Source organism: Rouxiella silvae, from assembly GCF_002093625.1.
Classification (GTDB): domain Bacteria; phylum Pseudomonadota; class Gammaproteobacteria; order Enterobacterales; family Enterobacteriaceae; genus Rouxiella; species Rouxiella silvae.
Genome location: NZ_MRWD01000010.1, coordinates 43389 through 65150, shown reverse-complemented (window position 1 = coordinate 65150; position 21762 = coordinate 43389). Strand labels below are relative to the sequence as shown.

Annotated in this window: 21 protein-coding genes and 2 tRNA genes; 7 read left to right on the top strand and 16 right to left on the bottom strand. The window is 51.6% G+C overall.

Annotated elements, in window-relative coordinates; genetic code table 11:
* Window positions 1-38: 38 nt before the first annotated feature.
* The gene (cutC, locus tag BS639_RS06000; RefSeq protein WP_055771079.1) at window positions 39-797 is read right to left on the bottom strand and encodes a copper homeostasis protein CutC; all 759 of its coding nucleotides are present in this window, start codon (window positions 795-797) and stop codon (window positions 39-41) included.
* A gap of 111 nt (window positions 798-908) precedes the next feature.
* Between cutC and BS639_RS05995 the strand changes: the two genes are divergently transcribed.
* The gene (locus tag BS639_RS05995; RefSeq protein ID WP_084982520.1) at window positions 909-2057 is read left to right on the top strand and encodes a MalY/PatB family protein; all 1149 of its coding nucleotides are present in this window, start codon (window positions 909-911) and stop codon (window positions 2055-2057) included.
* Here BS639_RS05995 and BS639_RS05990 read toward each other — a convergent pair.
* Window positions 2054-2617: a VOC family protein gene (locus tag BS639_RS05990; RefSeq protein ID WP_055771074.1), complete on the bottom strand. Its 564-nt coding sequence runs from the start codon at window positions 2615-2617 to the stop codon at window positions 2054-2056. The genes BS639_RS05995 and BS639_RS05990 overlap by 4 nt on opposite strands.
* Before the next feature lie 274 nt (window positions 2618-2891).
* Here BS639_RS05990 and argS point away from each other — a divergent pair, with 274 nt between their 5' ends.
* The gene (argS, locus tag BS639_RS05985) at window positions 2892-4622 is read left to right on the top strand and encodes an arginine--tRNA ligase (RefSeq protein ID WP_084982518.1); all 1731 of its coding nucleotides are present in this window, start codon (window positions 2892-2894) and stop codon (window positions 4620-4622) included.
* Between the two features lie 70 nt (window positions 4623-4692).
* On the opposite strand, the gene murJ is transcribed toward argS, so the two are convergent.
* The 4 genes from murJ to rimJ form a co-directional block, all read right to left on the bottom strand.
* Window positions 4693-6222 (bottom strand): murein biosynthesis integral membrane protein MurJ, encoded by a 1530-nt coding sequence (gene murJ, locus BS639_RS05980; protein ID WP_084982517.1) that lies wholly within the window; start codon window positions 6220-6222, stop codon window positions 4693-4695.
* Between the two features lie 129 nt (window positions 6223-6351).
* Window positions 6352-7287: a Gfo/Idh/MocA family protein gene (locus BS639_RS05975; protein WP_055771064.1), complete on the bottom strand. Its 936-nt coding sequence runs from the start codon at window positions 7285-7287 to the stop codon at window positions 6352-6354.
* Between the two features lie 9 nt (window positions 7288-7296).
* Window positions 7297-7959 (bottom strand): DUF480 domain-containing protein, encoded by a 663-nt coding sequence (locus tag BS639_RS05970; RefSeq protein ID WP_055771061.1) that lies wholly within the window; start codon window positions 7957-7959, stop codon window positions 7297-7299.
* A gap of 14 nt (window positions 7960-7973) precedes the next feature.
* Window positions 7974-8558: a ribosomal protein S5-alanine N-acetyltransferase gene (rimJ, locus tag BS639_RS05965; protein WP_055771058.1), complete on the bottom strand. Its 585-nt coding sequence runs from the start codon at window positions 8556-8558 to the stop codon at window positions 7974-7976.
* A gap of 319 nt (window positions 8559-8877) precedes the next feature.
* Between rimJ and mdtH the strand changes: the two genes are divergently transcribed.
* The 3 genes from mdtH (at window position 8878) to BS639_RS05950 (ending at window position 11563) form a co-directional block, all read left to right on the top strand.
* Entirely contained in the window at window positions 8878-10092 is a 1215-nt protein-coding gene (mdtH, locus tag BS639_RS05960) for a multidrug efflux MFS transporter MdtH (RefSeq protein ID WP_055771053.1), read from the top strand.
* A 136-nt stretch (window positions 10093-10228) separates the two neighbouring features.
* Entirely contained in the window at window positions 10229-10876 is a 648-nt protein-coding gene (gene grxB, locus BS639_RS05955) for a glutaredoxin 2 (RefSeq protein WP_055771050.1), read from the top strand.
* A 123-nt stretch (window positions 10877-10999) separates the two neighbouring features.
* The gene (locus BS639_RS05950; protein ID WP_055771047.1) at window positions 11000-11563 is read left to right on the top strand and encodes a lipoprotein; all 564 of its coding nucleotides are present in this window, start codon (window positions 11000-11002) and stop codon (window positions 11561-11563) included.
* 84 nt (window positions 11564-11647) lie between these two features.
* Here the strand turns inward: BS639_RS05950 and BS639_RS05945 are convergent, their stop codons facing one another.
* The 4 genes from BS639_RS05945 to BS639_RS05930 form a co-directional block, all read right to left on the bottom strand.
* The gene (locus tag BS639_RS05945) at window positions 11648-12232 is read right to left on the bottom strand and encodes a TorD/DmsD family molecular chaperone (protein WP_055771044.1); all 585 of its coding nucleotides are present in this window, start codon (window positions 12230-12232) and stop codon (window positions 11648-11650) included.
* A 63-nt stretch (window positions 12233-12295) separates the two neighbouring features.
* Window positions 12296-13033 carry a phosphatase gene (locus BS639_RS05940; protein ID WP_055771041.1) on the bottom strand — a complete coding sequence of 246 codons (738 nt, stop codon included), beginning with the start codon at window positions 13031-13033 and terminating at the stop codon, window positions 12296-12298.
* A 106-nt stretch (window positions 13034-13139) separates the two neighbouring features.
* A complete protein-coding gene (gene ghrA, locus BS639_RS05935; RefSeq protein WP_084982515.1) occupies window positions 13140-14081 on the bottom strand; it encodes a glyoxylate/hydroxypyruvate reductase GhrA in 942 nt (313 codons plus the stop codon).
* Between the two features lie 125 nt (window positions 14082-14206).
* On the bottom strand, window positions 14207-15676 hold the full coding sequence (locus BS639_RS05930) for a peptide MFS transporter (protein ID WP_084982514.1): 1470 nt from the start codon (window positions 15674-15676) through the stop codon (window positions 14207-14209).
* A gap of 410 nt (window positions 15677-16086) precedes the next feature.
* Here BS639_RS05930 and BS639_RS05925 point away from each other — a divergent pair.
* Both BS639_RS05925 and BS639_RS05920 read left to right on the top strand, forming a co-directional pair.
* A tRNA-Ser gene (locus BS639_RS05925) sits at window positions 16087-16176 on the top strand.
* A gap of 243 nt (window positions 16177-16419) precedes the next feature.
* Window positions 16420-16509, top strand: a tRNA-Ser gene (locus BS639_RS05920).
* Between the two features lie 65 nt (window positions 16510-16574).
* On the opposite strand, the gene BS639_RS05915 is transcribed toward BS639_RS05920, so the two are convergent.
* From BS639_RS05915 to prfA, 6 genes are all read right to left on the bottom strand, one after another.
* Entirely contained in the window at window positions 16575-17351 is a 777-nt protein-coding gene (locus tag BS639_RS05915) for a hypothetical protein (RefSeq protein WP_084982512.1), read from the bottom strand.
* Window positions 17352-17521: 170 nt separating this feature from the next.
* Entirely contained in the window at window positions 17522-18376 is an 855-nt protein-coding gene (gene kdsA, locus BS639_RS05910) for a 3-deoxy-8-phosphooctulonate synthase (RefSeq protein ID WP_055771030.1), read from the bottom strand.
* A 63-nt stretch (window positions 18377-18439) separates the two neighbouring features.
* Window positions 18440-19249 (bottom strand): invasion regulator SirB1, encoded by an 810-nt coding sequence (gene sirB1 / locus BS639_RS05905; protein WP_055771027.1) that lies wholly within the window; start codon window positions 19247-19249, stop codon window positions 18440-18442.
* A gap of 2 nt (window positions 19250-19251) precedes the next feature.
* Window positions 19252-19653 carry a SirB2 family protein gene (locus BS639_RS05900; RefSeq protein ID WP_055771024.1) on the bottom strand — a complete coding sequence of 134 codons (402 nt, stop codon included), beginning with the start codon at window positions 19651-19653 and terminating at the stop codon, window positions 19252-19254.
* 97 nt (window positions 19654-19750) lie between these two features.
* Window positions 19751-20599: a peptide chain release factor N(5)-glutamine methyltransferase gene (gene prmC / locus BS639_RS05895; protein WP_055771021.1), complete on the bottom strand. Its 849-nt coding sequence runs from the start codon at window positions 20597-20599 to the stop codon at window positions 19751-19753.
* On the bottom strand, window positions 20599-21681 hold the full coding sequence (gene prfA, locus BS639_RS05890; RefSeq protein ID WP_055771019.1) for a peptide chain release factor 1: 1083 nt from the start codon (window positions 21679-21681) through the stop codon (window positions 20599-20601). Before prfA ends, prmC begins: the two co-directional genes overlap by 1 nt.
* Window positions 21682-21762 lie beyond the last annotated feature (81 nt).

Below are 21762 nucleotides of genomic sequence, written 5' to 3'. Positions count from 1 at the left end.
GATTTGACCCGGTCAGCACTACAGGGAACCTTGTCCCCCTACGCCGTACGGCTGACCGAATCGTCAAATTCCAACGCATTTTTCATTGCTGCCACGATATCGCCATCTACGCAATAACGACTGAACTCATCAAAATCGGTATCGGAACTCATCGACACACCCGCTTTACGATAGCGCATGGACGAAAAGACCTGACGTCCCGCCGAGCTGTGCAGCTCTTTCAAACCAATATCAACAAACTTTTGCAGATTGGTTAAACGCACGCCCGCGCCTGCCATAATAATTGGACCACGCGTCAGGCTGTTTAGTTCACGCAGCATTGAAATGCCGACTTCGGCATTTTGCTGTTGCCCTGATGTCAGAATGCGCGCCACGCCAAGCTGAGTCAATTGCTCAAGCGCAACCTTAGGGTTTAGACACATATCAAACGCGCGGTGGAAAGTTACCGCCATATCACCGCAAAGCGCCATCACTTCCCACATGCGCGGCATATCAATATGCCCTTCGGCGTCGAGCATGCCGACCACTACCCCAGGGAACCCGAGGTCACGGATGCAGGCAATATCACTTTTAAGAACGTCAAATTCGCTTTGGCTGTAGCAAAAATCACCGCCTCGCGGACGAACAATAGGATGAACGGGAATATTCACCTTTTCTCTGGCCAGCTTTAATGTTCCATAGCTTGGCGTAATGCCGCCGTCGGCCTGACTCGCGCAAAGTTCGACGCGATCGGCTCCGGCAAGCTCTGCCGTTAACGCACAGTCCACGCTATAACAACACACTTCTAACTTAGTCATGTGGTCTCTCCTGATTACGGCCCTATGCTACAACACTTGTTTGTAGGGGGCTATGTCGCGTAGGCTCAAGCATGAGCATCCTGCCCAACTGCCTGCTTAGGAAAGCTAACTATGACATTCAATTTTGATCAATGGGTCGACCGCAGTCACAGCGATAGCCTTAAGTGGAACAAATTTCGTGATGCTGACGTTATCCCGCTTTGGGTCGCTGATACGGATTTTGTGTCGCCCCCCAGCGTGATTGAGGCCCTGCAAAAGCGCGTGGCCGAAGGCGTTTTTGGCTATGGTGAACCGCCGGAAGAACTTATAGGGCTTTTAGTTCAGCGCCTAAGTGATAAATATGACTGGGCTATCCGACCTGAGTGGATAGTTTGGCTGCCGGGATTGGTGTGTGGGCTCAACCTCGCGGTGCGCGCATTTACTACGCGGGAACAAAGCAGCATCATGCCGTCCCCTATTTATCCCCCTTTTATGCAGGCGGCCGAGTCGCAAGGCAGACGTTATAAAACGGTAAAAGTTACACAACAACAACAGCGCTGGGTGGCGGACTTCTCTCAACTTCAGGCGAGTCTGGACGGCAGTGAGAAGTTAATGATGATCTGCAATCCTTATAATCCTGGCGGTACTGTTTATCGGCGTAAAGAACTGCTGGCCCAGCAGGCTTTTGCCCTGCGTAATGACCTTATTGTTTGCTCGGACGAAATCCACTGTGATTTGTTGCTCGAACCAGGGCTGAAGCATGTTCCTTTTGCCTCACTTAATGAAGACGCGGCGAATCGAAGCATCACGCTGCTAGCTCCTTCAAAAACATTCAATCTTGCGGGCCTAGGGGCCTCATTGGCAATTATTCCCAATGAACGACTGCGCAAAAAGTTCGCACAAACTGGCCAAGGAATAGTGCCTCAGGTGAATATTCTTGCCTACGTCGCAGCCACGGCGGCCTATCGTGACGGAGATGAGTGGCTAGCTGAACAGCTGGCGTATTTACGTGGCAACCGCGAGCTGGTAACGGCACGGATTAACGCGATGCCCGGCCTGAAAATGCTGCCGATTGAAGGCACCTATCTGGGCTGGATTGATGCCACTCAGGCGCAGCTCGACTCCCCGTATCGCTTCTTTTTAAGCGCCGGCGTGGGTTTTTCTGATGGTAAGGATTTTGGTAACCCGAACTTTGTCAGGATAAATCTGGGCTGCCAGCGAGCTTTGCTTGAAAAAGCACTGGATCGCATGGAAAACGCGCTGGCAAACCGCTTGCGCTAGTCTCGCTCGCTGGCCACTATTTCGCGCAGACTGTGCGGATGAAACTTGATAGTAAGAGTGCCGTCGGTAATCGCCAACGTCGGGTTTGCCAGTCTTTCATGCTCGCCCTTGGGTGAGCTTTGTTTCAGTTTGATCCCCGGAGCCACCAGCGCTTCATCGGCCAACTGAGCAAGCGCACGCGCATAAAAGCCTTCCACTCCGCCGCTTAACACCAGCTCGACGTGTTCCCAGCCTTCATGCGGGTAACGTTTATCCCCCGGATAAGGCAGCTCTATCAGGTCTATTTGCCAAGGGCCGACGCGTAATGGCTGCGGCAGGTCAAACAGGCAAATGGGGCGGCCGTTGATTTCAGTTTCATTAAGCAAAGAACCACACTGGCTAAACCCTTTGCGCCATCGGTCGGCGGTAGTGTTTTGGTGACAGCGAACTGAAATATGATCGGCGTGAAAATCTGCCAGATTAAGCTGTAACTTTTCGGCAAAGGTGGCCAAAAGTTGATTAAAACGCGGCAAATCTGCCACCAGGTCTTCCAACTCCGGCACGTTGTTTATTGTTGTCATGTTTTTTCCTCTCTCGGTGGCCTGGGGCGCTTAATTTACACAACCAACGCGCCTGTTGCCAGTTTCGCCCCCCCTAAAATTCCATGAATAGCGTGAAAGAAGGAGGGGATATTCCCACGCACAATACTGACTCAAGTTGGCGAATATGTTATAAATGCGCATCATTAAAGTCAGGAGTAGTCGATGGGACAATAAGTGCTCAACGTCTGCTCATGCCAGTCAATCAAGATGGCACCGTTACGGTGTTATATGTTTAGTCATTTAAGGTAATCCGGTGAATATACAGGCCCTTCTTTCAGAAAAAATTTGCCAGGCACTCGTTGCCGCTGGTGCCCCGACGGACAGCGAAGCACAGGTTCGCCAGTCTGCAAAAGCACAGTTTGGTGACTATCAGGCCAATGGCGTGATGTCCGTTGCTAAAAAATTAGCAATGCCGCCACGACAACTGGCAGAAAAAGTAGTGGCGCTGTTGGACCTGGCCGGTATCGCTTGCAAAGTTGAAATCGCAGGCCCGGGTTTTATTAATATTTTTCTCGACAGCGGCTTCGTTGCCGCCAACGCCGATGCCGCGCTGGCCGATGCTAAGCTGGGTATTTCGCCGGTTGAGCAGCAGACGATCGTTATCGACTATTCTGCGCCGAACGTCGCCAAAGAGATGCACGTGGGCCACATTCGCTCGACCATTATTGGTGACGCGGCCGCGCGTACCAATGAACTGTTGGGCCATAAAGTTATTCGCGCTAACCACGTCGGCGACTGGGGCACGCAGTTTGGTATGCTGATTGCCTACCTCGAAAAAGTGCAAAACGAAAACGCCGGGGAGATGAAGCTTTCTGACCTCGAAGAGTTCTATCGCGCCGCCAAGAAAAACTATGACGAAGACGAAGAGTTTGCCCTTCGCGCGCGTGCCTACGTGGTCAAACTTCAGGGCGGTGACGAATACCTGCTGCAGATGTGGCGCAAGCTGGTTGACGTGACTATGGCACAAAATCAGATTACCTACGATCGCATGAACGTTACGCTCAGCCGTGATGACGTGATGGGTGAAAGCCTGTACAACAGCATGCTGCCAGGCATTGTTTCCGACCTACAGGATAAAGGTCTGGCGGTCGACAGCGATGGCGCGGTGGTTGTTTATCTGGACGAATATAAAAATAAAGACGGCGACCCGATGGGCGTCATCATACGTAAAAAGGACGGGGGTTACCTTTACACCACCACCGATATTGCCTGCGCAAAATATCGCTATGAAACGCTCGGCGCGGACCGCGTGCTTTACTACATCGACTCTCGTCAGCACCAGCATCTGATGCAAGCCTGGACCATCGTGCGTAAAGCGGGCTATGTGCCAGACTCCGTGACCCTTGAACACCATGCGTTTGGTATGATGCTGGGCAAAGACGGCAAACCGTTTAAAACCCGTGCAGGCGGAACCATCAAACTTTCTGATTTGCTGGACGAAGCCATCGTTCGCGCCCGTGAGCTTATTTTGGTCAAGAATCCCGATATGCCGCACGACGAACTTGAAAGCCTGGTTAACGCGGTCGGTATTGGTGCAATTAAATACGCCGACCTGTCAAAGAGCCGCACCACTGACTACATCTTTGACTGGGACAACATGCTGGCGTTTGAAGGCAACACGGCTCCGTATATGCAATATGCCTATACCCGGGTGGCATCAATCTTTAAACGTGCAGAAATCGACGTAAACACTCTGACTCAACCAATGGTACTCACGGAAGATCGTGAAACCGCGCTGGCAACACGCCTGCTACAGTTTGAAGAAGTGTTAACCAGCGTCGCCCGTGAAGGCACGCCGCACACAATGTGTGCCTACCTTTACGACGTTGCCGGTCTGTTCTCCGGTTTCTACGAAGACTGCCCTATCCTCAACGCCGAAGATGAAAGCGTGCGTAACAGCCGTCTGAAGCTAGCGCTGCTGACTCAAAGAACCCTGAAAACCGGCCTTGATACCTTGGGTATTGAAACCGTAGAGCGCATGTAACCTCGGCGTTATGAAGTAAAGAAAAGGCCGCGAAAGCGGCCTTTTTTATGCGTTTGACGTAAGCGGAAAGCTAACTTCGCGCGTAATCTTTAATTTTGAAGCCCAGCAGCCCCAGCACGCCGAAATAGACCACCACGCCCACCACCACTACCGCAGCAAGACGCAACAGTCGCATGGTCATGCCGCCTACCGACCAGTCGGGCATCACATACATCATGCCCACCAACGCTGCGGCCATAGCGATAACGGCAATAATCAATCGGATTAAGAAACTTCTCCAGCCCGGCTGCGGTTGGAAAATATCCTGCTTGCGCAGTTGCCAGTAAAGCAGTGAGGCATTCAGACAGGCGGCGAGGCCGATTGAAAGCGAGAGGCCAGCATGTTTAAGCGGGCCAATAAAGGCCAGATTCATTACCTGCGTCATAATCAGGGTGATGATAGCGATTTTTACCGGCGTTTTAATGTCCTGACGCGAGTAGAAGCCCGGTGCCAACACTTTCACGACAATAAGCCCCATCAATCCAACCGAATAAGCCACCAGCGCGCGCTGGGTCATCGAGGCATCGAAAGCGCTAAACTTGCCGTACTGGAACAGCGCAACGGTCAATGGCTTAGCCAGAATTCCTAACGCCACCGAGCTCGGCAGCGCCAGCAGGAAGCACAGACGCAGACCCCAGTCCATCAGGCGATTATATTCTTTGTGGTTACCGCTGGAGAAACTGCGCGCCAGCGAAGGCAATAAAATGGTGCCCAAGGCGACGCCCAGTACGCCGGAAGGAAACTCCATCAAGCGATCAGCGTAGTACATCCACGACACGGAGCCGGAAACCAGAAACGAGGCAAAAATCGTGTTAATGATCAGTGAAATCTGGCTTACCGATACGCCAAGGATAGCCGGTCCCATCTGGCGCATCACCCGCCATACGCCCGCATCTTTGAGATTCAAACGCGGCAACACCAGCATGCCAATTTTTTTCAGGTGCGGTAGTTGATAGCCAAGCTGCAACACGCCACCCGCGACCACCGCCCACGCCAGCGCCATCACTGGCGGATGGAAATACGGTGCGGCAAAGAGTGCAAATAGGATCATGCTGACGTTAAGGAAGGTGGGCGCAAAGGCTGGAATAGAGAAACGGTTCCAGGTATTGAGAATAGCCCCCGCCAGCGACGCGAGTGAAATCAGCAAAATATAGGGAAACGTTACGCGCAGCAGTGAGGTCGTGAGCGCAAATTTGTCTGGCGTGTCGGCAAAACCGGGGGCGGTGATGTAAATAACCCAGGGCGCGGCCAGCATGCCGGCAATCGTCACCAGTGCCAGCACCAGAGTGAGTAGACCGGACACAAAGGCTATAAAGGTGCGGGTCGCCTCTTCGCCCTGCTGACTTTTATACTCGGCTAAAATAGGGACAAAGGCCTGAGAAAAAGCACCTTCGGCAAAAATACGGCGCAGTAGGTTAGGTAATTTAAAGGCAACGAAAAAGGCATCGGTTACCATTCCTGCCCCAAATACTCGGGCAACTATCGCATCACGGGCAAAACCCAGCACGCGTGAAAACATCGTCATTGAACTGACGGCAGCTAGAGACTTCAGTAGATTCATGTGACTTATTCTTGTGGCCGGCAAACCCGTCAACGAGGCACCGGCAAGGTTCGGAAGTGCGTATAGTCTACGTATCAAAAATACAATAGCTACAGGCAGTTGTTATAACTTGTTTCCCCTGCACAATTATCAGACTAATCGTTGTTCCTGCAGTAATTGTTCGATAATTCTTTGTGCAACAATCGCCTGCTCGCCGCTGGTTTCAGGGGACGTTTGATGGGTAACACAATCGATAAAGTGCCGCACCGCGCCTTCGAAACCGCGCTGTGCCAGCGTAGTCTGCCATCCGGCGATCGGTTGCTCACTGATGCCGTTCGCCTGCTCCTGCTGCCACTGGCGCATCTCGTTTACCTGATACCATCCCCCGTCGCTCACAGCCTGAACCGACTCGCGCTGAGTTCCGGCGCGGCGGTGCATTGAGGTGGTAATTCGCCAATCGCCGCCGCTAAACTGGTGTTCGGCGTAAATCAGCTGATTGTCGGTATTACAGTTAATTTGTCCACCCAACCGCTTAACATTATCGCCAGCCAGCCATAGTGCGGTATCCACCACGTGCAGATAATCGTCCAACAGCGTAAACGCCAGGTCATTCGGCCCTACGCTATCAGCACGGTGTTTATCGAGGCGTATCGATACAGGTGCGTTCGCATGCTGAGTCAGTTGCTGCTTTAGCTGTACGTAGAGGGGAGCAAAGCGGCGATTAAAGCCCACCATCAGCGCCTTACCGCGACGATGAGCCAGCTCGATAAGCTGTTCGGCCTGCGACAACGTGGCGGCCAGAGGCTTATCAACGTAAACGTGAACGCCAGCATTAAGCAACTGACTCACTACGTTAAAATGCGACTCGGTGCTGCTGTGAACAAATACCGCGTCACTGTCTCCCGCCAAGGCATCGAGCTGTGAATAACATCTGAAACGATAACTGTCGCACACCGCCTGGGCTTTAGCCTGATTGGGGGAAAAGCCCCCCGCCAGCGTCCAGCCGTTAGCCTGGGCCAAGATCGGCAGATAGGCTTTTTGTGCAATACCGCCGAGCCCGACGACGCCAATACGAAGTTTACTCATAGTCTCTCCCTAGTCAGCGAGCCTTTCAAGCAGATCGGCGAGGCGCTGCTTCAGCACGTTGACCTCGGTTTCAAGCACGGCAACCCGTTCGGCCAATGCGTCACGCGCCGCACTGGCAGACGAGCCGGCAGGAATAAACGGTTCGTCATCGGGGGCGGCATCGCTGACGTCACCGCTAAACAGATGCATGTAGCGGCTTTCGCGCTTGCCCGGCTCACGCGCCAATCGCACGCAAAAGGGGCCGTCTTCGCGACTGGCCATCTCGTTAAGGGTGCGCTCAACGTCGGTGACATCGGCAAAATCATGCAGCCGATGGGTACGTGTGCGTAACTCTCCCGGCGTTTGCGCACCGCGCAGCAGCAGCGTGGCGGCGAGGGCCACTTCTGCAGGCGAAAATTTAAGATTCCCAAACTCGGAATTACAAAAACGATGTTCGTACTTCATGGTACGACTGCCGCTGACGGAGCGAATGAGGTGTTTACGCAGCAGTAAATCCAGCGTTTGTTGAACCTCTGACTCGCTGAGGTCCATCACGGGTTCACGATTGGTCTTTTGATTACAGGCGGTAGTGAGGCCGTTAAGGCTGAGCGGATACTGCTCCGGCGTAGTGACGTGCTTTTCTAACATACAGCCAATGACACGCGCTTCTTTGGCGCTAAATTCGAATTTCATGATGCTCTCGTTCCTTATCTCGGTGGCAGCCATTGATTGTCCGTTAAGGCCATCAAAACGTGGTCCTGCCATTTCCCATCAATCAGCAAAAAGTCCTTCGCATAGCCTTCACGCTCAAAGCCCAAACGCTCGAGCAGGTCACCGCTGCGATGGTTATGTGGCATGTAGTTCGCCATAATGCGATGCATTTTCTGCTGACGCTGCATGTAACGAATTAGCGACTGTAGCGCTTCGTGCATCAATCCCTGCCCCTGCCATTGCTGTCCGAGGGAATAGCCCAGAAAGCAGGCGTGGAAGGATCCGCGCAGTACGTTGCTAAAATTTGCCACGCCGCGGACCTGATTCTCATCGGAGTCGAGCAGAATAAAATAGTAGGCCGTTCCCTGTTTTTGCATCTCGTTAATCAGGCCAAGTCGCGCCTGCCAACCGGAAGGATAACAGTGGCTTTCATCCCTGATGGGTTCCCACGGCTTTAAAAACGCGCGGTTTTCCGCATAATAATCCGCAAGACGATGCGCGTCGCGTTCATAGACTAAACGCAGTACCATTCGGTCTGTAGTAAGCCTCACTTTTGGTGCTGCTGATCGATAGCCAAACATCCCTTCCCTCCACGTTATGTGCGGCTCGATAAGAACATTTCATAGGAAATAGTCGTCTTTCTTCCCGCTTGTCCAAAACCACCCGCACTGCCCCTCACTGCATCATAGCCGAGACCTGTACTCTATATTGAGTTAGCCGAAAATTTATTCAGTAGTTTCAGTCACTGGTCTCTGATTTTGCCAGTCTACTCGCCTATTGACGATAAAAAAATATTATCTATAGCGCCCTATCTAATTGCCTGTTTCGGGTTCAGACTGGTGTGGATTCTTTTTCTCGGCATCTTCCGGAATGGATGCCAATATTTGGTCAGGGTGACACATGTCTCTGGTATCGCAAGCGCGCAGCTTGGGAAAGTTTTTCTTACTGTTTGACAACGCTTTAGTCATATTAGGGTTCTTTGTCGTCTTCCCGCTTATCTCAATTCGCTTCGTTGACCAACTCGGTTGGGCCGCGATGGCAGTGGGCTTGGCGCTAGGGCTAAGACAGCTCACGCAGCAGGGATTAGGGATTTTTGGCGGTGCCATCGCCGACCGTTTTGGCGCCAAGCCAATGATTATCACCGGCATGCTGCTGCGTGCGTCGGGATTTGCCACCATGGCGCTGGCAGACAGCCCGTGGATATTGGTGTGTTCTTGCATTTTATCCGGCCTCGGCGGCACATTATTCGATCCACCGCGCACCGCATTGGTCATCAAGCTGATTCGTCCCCGTGAACGCAGCCGATTCTTCTCGCTGTTAATGATGCAAGACAGCGCGGGGGCGGTGATTGGCGCGCTGATCGGCAGTTGGCTGCTGCAGTATAATTTTCATTTCGTATGCTGGGTGGGTGCGGGGATCTTCGTGCTCGCGGCGCTGTTTAACGCCATTTTCCTGCCTGCCTATCGCATTTCTGCCGGACGCGCGCCAATGCGTGAAGGCATGATGCGCGTTCTGCGCGACAAACGCTTTATCAGCTACGTATTAACGCTGACCGGCTACTACATGCTCACCGTACAGGTGATGCTGATGTTGCCCATCGCGGTGAATGACATGGCCGGAACGCCAACGGCGGTAAAATGGATGTACGCTATTGAAGCGGCACTGTCTCTAACCCTGCTTTATCCGATTGCGCGTTGGAGTGAAACGCGTTTCAGCCTCGAAAAACGCCTGATGTGCGGCCTGCTAATTATGACCCTGAGTTTAATTCCCGTGGGCATGGTGAGCGGAATTAATCCTCTGCTGCTGCTGATTGGCTTCTTCTATATCGGGGCAATTATTGCCGAGCCCGCCCGCGAAACGCTGAGTGCCTCCTTGGCCGATGCACGAGCACGCGGCAGCTATATGGGCTTTAGTCGTCTCGGGCTGGCCATCGGCGGTGTGATAGGTTATACCGGCGGTGGATGGATGTACGACACGGGTCGCGCGTTGCAACTTCCTCAATTACCCTGGTTTTTACTGGGTATTGTCGGGCTAATCACTCTCGCCGGTCTCTATTGGCAGTTTTATCTGCGTCGTATCGAACCCGCGATGCTTAGCGGAAATCAGCTTCCCTAGGTGCCGTCCTAAAACCTGTTCGGTGGTTTGATCTCAGCACCAATCTTCACCATACTCATTAACTGACACGCCTCTGGTCACTGAAAACCTAACGGCTGAGGCCACGCCTCGGCCGGTACAAAAGGAGCGACGTACTATGAAGTTATATGTTTATGAACACTGCCCCTACTGCGTGAAAGCGCGCATGATTTTTGGGCTTAAAAATCTTCCGGTTGAAGTAAAAGCGCTGCTCAATGACGACGAGAAAACGCCAACGTCGATGGTCGGTCAAAAGATGGTCCCCATCTTGCAGAAACAAGATGGCAGCTTTATGCCAGAGAGCCTCGACATAGTAAAATATGTTGATAACTTAGACCGCAAACCTCTGCTCACCGGCCCACTCAGCGCCGCAGTCGAAACCTGGCTGCGTCATGTCTCTGAATATACACAAAAACTGCTGATTCCCCGCTTTGCCAGCGCGCCTTTTGAAGAGTTCGCAACCCCGCAGGCTCGTCAGTACTTCAGTGACAAAAAGCAGGCAAAAATGGGCGATTTCAAAGAGCATTTGCAGCATTCGACGGGACTCGTCAAGAAAATCAATCAGGACCTGCGTGAGTTGGACAAACTCATCAAGGAGCCTAATGCAGTGAACGGTGAGCTTTCAGAGGACGATATTCACCTGTTCCCGGTACTGCGCTCATTGTCGATTGTTAAAGGCGTCGAACTGCCGACTCGCGTACAGGCCTATCGTGACAACATGGCCAAGCAAACACAGATAAACTTGCTGACCAGCATCGCCAGCTAGCGCAATGTTTGCACAAGGACTGCGCTTTCGGTGCGGTCCTTGGTATTCACCTCCCTGATTATTTCCCTCGTCATTTAAAAAGCAGGCATACTAGGCGCCTTCTACCTGTCAATTGAGGAAGTCATGAGAAAGTTATTTTTAGGGGCCGCTGCCCTGATTTTTACCGGCCTACTTGCCGGATGTAATCACCTCACCCAATACTCGCTGAGCGAGCAGGAAGTTAATGATTACCTGCACAAACACAATGACTTCCAGAAACAGCTTGGCGTGCCCGGGCTAGTAGACGCACGCATTACGTTAACCAATTTGAGCAGCCAGATTGGCCGAGCGGAGCCTGGAAAAGTCACCCTAACCGGCGATGCCGATATTGATGTCAACTCGCTGTTCGGCGCGCAAAAGGCCAACATGACGCTCACGTTGAAGGCGACGCCAAGCTTTAACAAAGACGAAGGCGCGATTTACCTGAAAGATATGGAAGTTGTCGACTACACCGTTAAACCGGAAAAAATGCAGTCGGTTATCAAAGGTCTGATGCCTTACCTGAATCAGTCGTTGAAATCATACTTTGATCAGAAACCGGCCTACGTGCTGAGCAGCGATCGCAGTAAAGGTGAAGCGATGGCCAAAAAGTTGGCCAAAGGAATTGAAGTGAAGCCGGGCGAACTGGTGATCCCGTTTACTGATTAAAAGAAAACGCCTGAGTCTGTAATCATACAAGTTTGCACATCACCTCAGGCGTTTTTTACCCTCCTCTTTTCAGAAAGTCAGGGCTTACTGCTCGTCTTCTTCACCGTCTTCAATATCTTCAGGCAGTGCTTCTTCAAGCTCATCCCGCATGGCAGTGATGGCTTCACGGCTGATTTCAGACAGCGTGCGGTAAAAACCACTGGTTGCGTGGGCTTCTACCTTCCCCAGAAACTTTCCACACCACGGCAACATGTACTCATCAAACAGCGCAATTTGCGCCGCCGCTTCATCCTGCTGTGACTGGTCTTCAAGCCAGGAAGCGGCGAGCAACATTGCGCCAAAGTGGTCGGCCGGGGCTTCGCTCAATGGCATACCGCGTTGCTTGAGGAAAGTGCGCACTTCCTGCTCTGAATCGCCTTCCACATAGCTGCTGCGAAATGGAGAGACGGCGGATTCATTGCCCACGAACAGGTGATTAAACTCGGCGGCCAGCGCCTGCGGATCAGCGCTTTGCTGCAGGCGAAGCAGCAAGGCGTCCTGCTCCAGCGGCCAATGTTCGCGAAGCTTACCCTGCTGAATCAGGCCAAACAGTGGCACCAACAGCGGGTCTTGTGGCTGACGGTAAAACAGGGTGCCCAGCACGCGGCAGACAATCGAAAACTCATTCATAGTAAAACCCTGACTATGGTTGGCAACGTAAAAGTTGGCAAAGCAAAAATTTGCGTGACAATGTCACAGTTCGCTGAATTCTGCAATTGCCGGGCGACCGCGTCTTTGCAGAAAGTCCAGGAACCGGCGCGGACTGACGTTCAGAATACGATCTTCAGGAAAACCGACTTCCTTAATTATACGCTCACAGTGTTCAAAACCCCCCAAAGAATAGGCAATATGCGAATCTGATCCCAGGGCTAGCCAGCCACCGGCTTCTTTCACCGCCGCCACAATCGCCCGACAGTTTGGCTCACTGCCCTTGCGTGAATGGGTAAACGATGAATTATTCAGCTCTAGCGCCACGTCGTATTTCGCTGCCGCTGCGGCAATTGCAGGAATATCGACGGGGTATTTCGGGTTGCCCGGATGGCTGATAATATGCACTTCCCCCCCGGCCATGGCGGCAATCATCGCCTGCGTGTGAGTTTCTTTATCCACCGGCGGCATCACCGGCTCGTGGAATCCGGCAATCACAAAATCCACCGCCGTCAGCATAGGCCCTGTACAGTCGATATCGCCGTCTATATTTTTAATGTTGGACTCGATACTGCGCAAAATACCCACGCCGTCTATCACGCGTGGCCAAACTTGCATGTTCATAAAGTGCCAATAGTGAGGCGCATCGGCCATATCGGGGCCGTGATCGGTGATAGCAAACAGCTTGATGCCCTTTTGCTGAGCCTCATCAATATAGTCGTGCAAGGTGCTGTAGGCGTGAGTACTGGCAACGGTATGCATATGTAAGTCAACGGGAAACATAGCTCTGCTCCTGAAATAATCAGGCCGTCGCAGTGTAAGCAGCGACGGCGTTAATGGTCTGTCAGACACCTTCTGGCAAACGTTGAAGATGAGTTTGCCGCGAAAGTTAATATCCTAGCGTGCGGTCAACCAATCCTATCGGCTCACGCCCTGATTCAATGGCCCGGATATTGGCAACAATATTGTCCATGGCTTCTTCAGGCAACGTGTCGGCACCGATATGAGGCGTAATGCTAACACGCGGATGTGACCAAAATGGGTGCATGCGCTGCATCGGTTCTTCAACAAAAACGTCTAACGTCGCGGCAGCAATTTGGCCGCCGTCGAGCGCCTTAAGCAGGTCACCTTCAACCAGATGCATACCCCTACCGAGATTAATCAGATAGGCACCGCTGCACAGTTGAGAAAATAGATTTTTATTAAGGATGCCCGCGGTCTGAGGCGTGTTTGGCAGCAGATTAATCAACAGTTTGCAGCCTTTGGCAAAATCAGCCAGCCGATCATCGCCGTAAAAACTTTCAACGCCCGGCAGTGATTTTGGTGTGCGGCTCCAGCTGCGAACCTTGAATTTAAGTTCGGTTAATTTTTGCGCCACCGCACTTCCCAGCACCCCTGCGCCAAGGATGCCAATCGTAAACTCGCTGTGCTGATGCGCCGGAAGCGGTCGCCACTGTTTCTGCTGCTGAAAAAGCTGATATTCATCCATACGGCGGAAATAGCGCAGAACGCTAGCCAATGCATATTCCTGCATTTGCAGCGCCATGCCGGTGTCTTCGAGTCGGATAAGCGGTACGCCCGCGGGCAGCGTGCCGGGGTGACGCAGCTCTTGAGTGAGAATAGCGTCAACGCCTGCGCCCATCACAAAGATACCTTTTAGATCGATGCGCGGCGCCAGCATCTCCTGCGGCGGATGCCACACCAGCGCGTAGTCGGCAGGGTCCTGATCTCCACGGTGCCAGGCGCGAACCTTGGCGTCAGACAGTCGCTGATTGATGCCCTCAATCCATGACTTTGAATCAAATGTAGGGTGGTAGAAAATTATATTCATCTTGGTGCCTCCTTAGCCCTGTTAGATTTCATCTAAAATCACCAGGATGCAACCTTTGCTTGCAAAAAATTGCTTAAAAAAAAGGCCCTGAGAGTCAGGGCCTGAGCGTGCAATTTTCGCGTAGGTTACGCGGGAACCCGTTGAATTAAACGACGTAGCAGCGGAATAAGCAGCATCAGCACCACGCCGGTTGCCACCGAACCCCACCCTAAAACGTTGAATACTTCACTGTAGCCGGGATTAGTCAGCACTGGCGTACTGCCGGTATTGGCCGGCATCAGCCCCGAAACGTAGCTGGCCAGCACGGATGCTACCCCAGTCACCATCATCCAGCAGCCCATCATTACGCCCTGATAACGCGCCGGAGCAAGTTTGCCAATCATCGCGTAGCCGATGGGGGAAATCATCAGCTCACCCACACTCTGGAACACATAGCTGATCACTATCCATTTAAAGGCCATCAGGCCATCACTGCCGGCAAAGTGAATACCCAACGGCAGTACCAGCATGCCAATGCCGATGCAGAACAAAGCCCCTGAGAACTGCAGCGGAATATCAATACGCCAACCGCGCTGGCGAAGACGTTTGAACCACAGCGCCATCAGCGGGCCGCCCACGACGATGACCACGGTATTAATGTCTTGGATCCACTGCGGCGCTACGCGAAAACCATAAACATTAAGGTTGATGTTGTTTTCCGAGAACAGCATCAGTCCCATCGGGGCGAGCTGATACAGCGTCCAAAATACCAGAGAACCCGCAGCCAGTAGCAGATAAGCCACCATGCGGCTTTTCTCATCCTGCTGACGATGACGGGTGGTGACTACGCCCATAATAATAAATATTACGATACCCAACGCCACCACGAAATAGCTGCTGAAGGCTGCGTGCGTCAGCATGATGCGAATAATCGGCACCAGCACCACCAAAATGGCGATACCTATCAGCATGCGCTGTTTAAACTGGCGAGAGGTAGCCTGCTTAAGCGGTGTATTGATATCTTTTAGGATACTCCAACGTGACAGGGTCACTAAAATGGCAACTGCATTACCTAAGGTGGCAAACATAAACAGTGCGCGATAGTTGTCACTGAGTTGGAAATAACCTGCAACCGCAAAACCGATAAAGAAGCCAAGATTCATTCCGGCGTAGTTCCACAGGAAGGCGGACTCGCGGCGGTCGTCTTCTGGCGCAAAGCGCTGAGTCAGCATCATGTTAAGGCAGGTGACGTTTAGCCCGCTGCCGGTCAGGAACATCGCCAACCCCCAGTAGAGTCCACTCACGCCCGCGACAGCTATCAGTGCACAACCGATAACCTGCAGCACCATCCCGAGTACGAACAAGTTACGGTTACTCAGATAACGGCCGCCGAGGTAGCCACCAAACATGTGCAGGCCATAGTTGAAGGCACCAAAAACGCCCATAATGGCGTTGGCATCGTTTTCGCTAAAGCCTAGGCGCTTGGTGGCATACAGCACCAGCGTGGAATAAAGAACTGCAAACCCTAGGGTCGAGAAGGTTTGAATGAAAAATAGTGCGCCGGAACCCGCCGGTATCACCGAGCGATGATGTGATGTATTTTCTAGCTGACTCAAAAAGAACCCCTGTGCTGCCTTGTTAAAAGCTTATTGATGAGCTTGGTAAATAAGAACGTGATAATAAACGTGCTCAAAAACTCGGCGGATTTTTATGCTCTGGTTTTCAAGCCGACCCATGTTATACCGCTGCGTTGATGCAAATTCACAGCATTTATTGCGAAAAATCATTTCAAAGCGTTAGGCGTTGCTTTTATCTTCAAAACGGGCATCAGCTGTCGCGGTAAGCGTTAATGAATAAAAACAGCGTGGATTTACAATAGCGATAACCGGTTTTTTTGTTCTATAAATCAGCAAATTGCTTTTAATTTCGCTAATCAGAGCACAACGGTAAAAAGTCTGTTGACGCTGGCTGAAGATTTCCCTACATTAGCGACCGTTGAGCAGCACAGCGTGTTGGCTCGACTTACGGTGAGGTGTCTGAGTGGCTGAAGGAGCACGCCTGGAAAGTGTGTATACGCTAACGCGTATCGAGGGTTCGAACCCCTCTCTCACCGCCAAATTCATGTTAAAGGGTCCAGATGAAAATCTGGGCCCTTTTTCGTTTTGTGGGGAAATGACTCAGCGATGGCAAAGGCGTTTATTCCGCTCGCACTGCGCATAATGCGACATAAGCGTTCGTTTTTTAAACTTATTGTCGAACTCATAATCATACGCGTAGCATTCGGGAAATAATCCTTGACCCAAAAGGCTTGTCTCCCTATAGTACCGCCCCGTTGCACTGCACAGCGGCGTAACGAAACGGTGAGGTGTCTGAGTGGCTGAAGGAGCACGCCTGGAAAGTGTGTATACGCTAACGCGTATCGAGGGTTCGAACCCCTCTCTCACCGCCATCTTATAGAAAACGGCCCTGATGAAAATCAGGGCCTTTTTCTTTTTTGTTACCGCAAGAATCGCTTTAGTATTTTACGTTAAAGATTCGGTTTGCCTCGATGCTATTCGCCTCAAGAGAAAGTACAGCGGGTAAGTTGTCCGTTTTCCCCTCTATCCAATCATGAATTCGTGAAAAGTTTTCCTCAAATTCCTTATAGTTGCGATGTTTATGCTTGTCATCAGCATTAAACACCCGTGTCAGGCTTAACATGGAATGTTCCGTATCGGTGACCAAAACAATCAGCATCTGTTTCGCTAGTCCGGCAGCCACTGATTTGCCTAACGACTGGAACTCATCGCAGGAGAGCGTTTCTGACTGATAACGCTCTACGTCAATTCTAGAAGGCTTCACTGGCTTTCCTTCAGCTGATATCACGTCGCCAAACAAAAGAGGTGCAGCATTGAAGCGGCTAAATTCTCGTAGCTGTTTAATCGCCATAAGCATGTCGTGCGTAAAGCTTGAGATATCGAGTAATGACGATGTTACCGCATGAATGCTGCATTCCTTCTTGGAGCCTGCGGCTGCGGCTGCGAGAATGGTCTTGTTAACACTAAAGCGATAATCATCGAACTGATTTTTAAACAACAGTACCGATTCGTTATCTAGAGCAATATTATTAAAACGGCTAAGTCTTTCACAAAGATCTTCAGGCGAAGTTATAGCGGCATGCGGGAAATTATCGTGGGTGATTTTATCCCGCGAAATAGTGTTTGTAATTTGGGATTTATCAATCTTGTCATCCCCCTGAGAGCCATAAATAAAGGCCTTACTTTGCAATGTCAAAGCGGGTATGCTTCTCATTTTTCATTCCTTTGAGTATTTCAAATAACCTATCTAGTTAATATCCAATACTAGCTGCATGCAGAAGAGAAACTGTCGAAAACCGATAAAACCTTCTGTTTTCTGGTATAGAAAAGCCATTAAAAAAGGCGACCCACAGGCCGCCTTCAATGTTTTGAATCTGCGCGGGATTACTTGCTCGTGTCCAGAGCCGCGAAACTTTTTACCAGGTCGTCGATAGCTTTCATCTGCACCAGGAAAGGCTCAAGCTTCTCGAGCGGCAGTGCTGAAGGACCGTCACATTTCGCATTGGCAGGGTCTTCGTGTGCCTCGATAAACAGACCGGCAATTCCCACCGCCATGCCAGCACGCGCCAGCTCTGCAACCTGTGCACGGCGGCCACCTGAGGCTGCACCAAACGGGTCACGGGTCTGCAACGCGTGGGTCACGTCGAAGATAACCGGATGTCCGCCAGTGGCGTTAATCATGACGTTCATGCCGAGCATATCAACAACCAGGTTGTCATAGCCGAAGTTGCTGCCGCGATCGCAAAGAATAACCTGATCGTTGCCGCCTTCTTTAAATTTATCAACGATGTTACCCATTTGACCTGGGCTGACGAACTGTGGTTTTTTAACGTTAATGACCGCGCCGGTTTTCGCCATCGCTTCAACCAAGTCGGTCTGACGTGCCAGAAATGCAGGTAGCTGAATGACATCCACCACGTCCGCGACCGGCTGTGCCTGCCAGCTTTCGTGAACGTCGGTAATGATTTTCACGCCAAACGCCGCTTTCAGGTCCTGGAAAATCTTCATTCCTTCATCCAGGCCCGGGCCGCGATAAGAGTGAATTGAAGAACGGTTGGCCTTATCAAAAGAGGCTTTGAAAACATAAGGAATGCCGAGTTTGTCAGTCACTTTAACGTAGTGCTCACAGACGCGCATCGCCATGTCACGTGATTCCAGCACGTTCATGCCGCCAAACAACACAAACGGCAAATCGTTTGCTACGTTGATGTCCTTAATGCTAACCACTTTATGTTTCATGCTTTGGCCTTAATCTATTGTAAAGTAATGGTACAAAAGTCGATGTTACCGCCGCTTAGGCTGTTAATGTAACGTTATCTGTTTTTGTTCAATTGAGTGAATTTGGATTTTTATCACTTCTGAAATCGGATCTTCAGGGCACTGCTCGACGAAGTAATTGAGGTCGGAAATCGCCACATGATTACAGTCAAGCTGTGCATAAATCAGCCCGCGATCGCGAATTTCATAAGGATCGTCGGGATCAAACTCAAGAACCGCTTCGCTGGCACTTAGCGCCAGTTCCATCTGCTTTTCTTCCATTAGCGCGGCTTTAAGCGTATCCAGCATTTTACGAATAATCATTGTGTGGTCGGCTTCTTCGAGGTCATCATCCTCAATGACCGCGCTTACGCCGAGATTACCTTTGAGCCACACTTCCAAAATATGTTCACTCAGGGTTTCGCCGTTGAGCGGATTCACCAGCCACATCTCTTCATCGAGCCAGTCGGCACGCAGAATAAGCTGAGTCGGAAAAATTACCGGCATTAGCGGCAGCTCAAGCGCGTGGGCAATATGCAGGAAAATTACGCCCAGTGAAACCGGCGTACCCTGACGTGAGGCCAGAACCTTATCTATCCACATTGCATCGGACAGGCGATAAACGCCCCCAGCTCCGCCAAAACCCCAGGTGCGATAAAATAACTCAATCAAAACTTCAAGCTGCTGATCCTGACTCAGGTCTTCAGGTACTTTGCTTCGGGCTTCTTCAACCAGAACCTGCAACTGACGATTTACGTCATCGGCTTTAAAATCAAAGCGAATTGCCTGCGTTACCAGGATGACACCTGCGCTTAGTGGCGCTTCGTTAAATTCAAAATCAGCAATAGCGCTCATAGTTATCCCATTAGCAGCGGTACTTTTGTCATAGCCAGCTTAACAATCAAATACAAACAACCCAAGGCCAGAATAAAAGCCACCCAACGCGTCTTTTGACTGCGCGAACCGTTTTTGCCTGACCCCAGAGCCATAAATCCAAGAGCGATATAGATGATAACGCCAAAAAGCTTTTCGGTCAGCCATGAACCTTGTGAGGAAAATGGATAAAAATGGGTAATAATCACCAGCCAGATGCCGCTTATCAGCATAAAAGTGTCGATAATGTGCGGCACTATTTTCACCCAGCGTTTCTGCGCAATCGGTGAGTTTGCCCATTTCCAAAAAAATCGCAGAATAAACAGAACGATACTGACAGTAATTACAACGATATGGAAATTTTTCACCCAAATATATGACGACATTACTGCTTCCTTGTTATCAGGTTAACCTTGAGGCTCAATCACTGTGGACATTTCCCCCTGCTCGTTCATTCCGGCGCAGGAGATAAGGGCCTCAGCGTCAAACAGACGGCGGCGAACCAGGCCATTGTCCAAACGTCACTCGGTCATTATCGCCATAATCTTTTATGGTCTCGATTGCCGTAAAACCGGCAGTCATTAAGAGAGCCCTCACCGACTCACCCTGCTGCCAGCCGTGCTCCAACAACAACCAGCCCTGCGGATTAAGAAACGCCGGGGCGTGAGTGACAATATAGTCAATGTCCGCTAGCCCTTTATTGTCGGCAATCAACGCGGTGGCGGGTTCAAAGCGAACATCGCCCTCATCAAGATGCGGATCGGTTGCGTCTATGTAAGGAGGATTGCTGACAATGAGCTGAAAGATGCGGCCACTTACCGGTGTAAACCAGCTGCCCTGCAAGAATTCTGCATTGGGGATCGCCAGTTTATGGCCGTTATACTGCGCCAGCGCCACGGCCTCAGGCTGGAGATCCACGCCGGTGAACTCGCAGTCTGGACGCTCGCTGGCCAATGCCAACGCAATAGCACCGGTTCCCGTACCTAAATCCAATGCGCAAGCAGGTGTGCTGCCAAGGTGCAACAGGGCCTGTTCAACCAGACATTCTGTATCAGGACGAGGGATGAGTGTGGCGGGGGAAACGGACAGCGACAGTGACCAGAACTCGCGTTCACCGACCAAATAGGCGACGGGTTCGCCCTTCTCGCGTCGGCTCAGCAATGACTCAAGCTGTCGCTGCTGCGGGTCGGTGAGCACTGTTTCACCAAACGCCATAATGTAGGTTCTTGCACGGCCAGTAACGTGCCCAAGCAAGATTTCAGCATCTCGCTTAGGGCTGTCGCTGGCCGCCAGACGACCAATAGCTTGGGTCAGCCAGCGGGTAAAGTCCATTATTCCTGCTCGGACAACGCGGCGAGCTGGTCGGCCTGATATTCCTGCACAATCGGTTGGATAAGCATATCGAGCTTACCTTCCATCACTTCATCAAGACGATAAATTGTCAGGTTGATGCGGTGGTCGGTGACCCTTCCCTGCGGGAAGTTGTAGGTGCGGTTACGGTCAGAACGGTCGCCACTGCCCAGTAGGTTACGACGTGTGGACGCCTCTTCGAGCTGACGCTTTGCCACTTCTGCCGCACGAATGCGCGCACCCAACACGGACAATGCCTTAGCTTTGTTTTTGTGCTGAGAACGTTCATCCTGACATTCCACGACAATACCGGTTGGCAAGTGGGTAATACGGATTGCAGAGTCGGTGGTGTTTACGTGCTGACCGCCTGCGCCGGATGAGCGGAAGGTGTCAATGCGCAGGTCACCGGCGTTAATTTCCGGCATTTCTGCTTCTGGCACTTCTGGCATAACCGCCACGGTGCAGGCCGAGGTGTGAATACGGCCCTGCGACTCAGTTTCAGGCACGCGCTGAACGCGATGTCCGCCCGATTCGAATTTGAACTGACCATAGACGCCGTCGCCGCTGACTTTGGCAATTACTTCTTTATAGCCGCCGTGCTCGCCGTCGTTGGCGCTGATAATTTCTACACGCCAGCGGCGCGTTTCGGCGTAACGACTGTACATGCGGAACAGATCGCCGGCGAATATCGCCGCTTCGTCGCCGCCGGTTCCTGCACGAACTTCAAGGAAGCAGCCGCGTTCGTCGTCGGGATCTTTAGGTAACAGCAGCAGTTGCAGTTCTTGCTCAAGCTCTTCGAGTTTGTTCTGGCACTGTTTGATTTCATCCTGCGCCATTTCACGCATTTCGGGATCGTCGAGCATCTCCTGTGCGGCGGCCAAGTCTTCCTGCGCCTGACGCCAGGTCAGAAAACAGGCGGAAACGTCGCTCAACTGAGCGTATTCGCGGGAAAGATTGCGGAATTTGTCCTGATCGGCAATCACGGCAGCATCGCCGAGCATAGCCTCAACTTCTTCATGGCGCTCTTGTAACACTTCCAGTTTGGCAACAATAGAAGGCTTCATGCGTAGTGTTTAACCCTGTGATAATAAAAACTGAACCCGACATCCATCCAGACGCAGGTGTGTTGGCCGCCTTTCGGTACT

Coding starts and splice junctions, on each gene's coding strand:
- BS639_RS05995 (WP_084982520.1), top strand. CDS start 909: ATGACATTCAATTTTGATCAATGGGTCGACCGCAGTCACAGCGATAGC.
- prfA (WP_055771019.1), bottom strand. CDS start 21,681: ATGAAGCCTTCTATTGTTGCCAAACTGGAAGTGTTACAAGAGCGCCAT.
- sirB1 (WP_055771027.1), bottom strand. CDS start 19,249: ATGAGCGCTATTGCTGATTTTGAATTTAACGAAGCGCCACTAAGCGCA.
- BS639_RS05940 (WP_055771041.1), bottom strand. CDS start 13,033: ATGTTTCCCGTTGACTTACATATGCATACCGTTGCCAGTACTCACGCC.
- ghrA (WP_084982515.1), bottom strand. CDS start 14,081: ATGAATATAATTTTCTACCACCCTACATTTGATTCAAAGTCATGGATT.
- prmC (WP_055771021.1), bottom strand. CDS start 20,599: ATGGACTTTACCCGCTGGCTGACCCAAGCTATTGGTCGTCTGGCGGCC.
- BS639_RS05900 (WP_055771024.1), bottom strand. CDS start 19,653: ATGTCGTCATATATTTGGGTGAAAAATTTCCATATCGTTGTAATTACT.
- BS639_RS05970 (WP_055771061.1), bottom strand. CDS start 7,959: ATGAAATTCGAATTTAGCGCCAAAGAAGCGCGTGTCATTGGCTGTATG.
- kdsA (WP_055771030.1), bottom strand. CDS start 18,376: ATGAAACATAAAGTGGTTAGCATTAAGGACATCAACGTAGCAAACGAT.
- murJ (WP_084982517.1), bottom strand. CDS start 6,222: ATGAATCTACTGAAGTCTCTAGCTGCCGTCAGTTCAATGACGATGTTT.
- rimJ (WP_055771058.1), bottom strand. CDS start 8,558: ATGTTTGGCTATCGATCAGCAGCACCAAAAGTGAGGCTTACTACAGAC.
- BS639_RS05945 (WP_055771044.1), bottom strand. CDS start 12,232: ATGAATGAGTTTTCGATTGTCTGCCGCGTGCTGGGCACCCTGTTTTAC.
- cutC (WP_055771079.1), bottom strand. CDS start 797: ATGACTAAGTTAGAAGTGTGTTGTTATAGCGTGGACTGTGCGTTAACG.
- mdtH (WP_055771053.1), top strand. CDS start 8,878: ATGTCTCTGGTATCGCAAGCGCGCAGCTTGGGAAAGTTTTTCTTACTG.
- grxB (WP_055771050.1), top strand. CDS start 10,229: ATGAAGTTATATGTTTATGAACACTGCCCCTACTGCGTGAAAGCGCGC.
- BS639_RS05975 (WP_055771064.1), bottom strand. CDS start 7,287: ATGAGTAAACTTCGTATTGGCGTCGTCGGGCTCGGCGGTATTGCACAA.
- BS639_RS05950 (WP_055771047.1), top strand. CDS start 11,000: ATGAGAAAGTTATTTTTAGGGGCCGCTGCCCTGATTTTTACCGGCCTA.
- BS639_RS05915 (WP_084982512.1), bottom strand. CDS start 17,351: ATGAGAAGCATACCCGCTTTGACATTGCAAAGTAAGGCCTTTATTTAT.
- BS639_RS05990 (WP_055771074.1), bottom strand. CDS start 2,617: ATGACAACAATAAACAACGTGCCGGAGTTGGAAGACCTGGTGGCAGAT.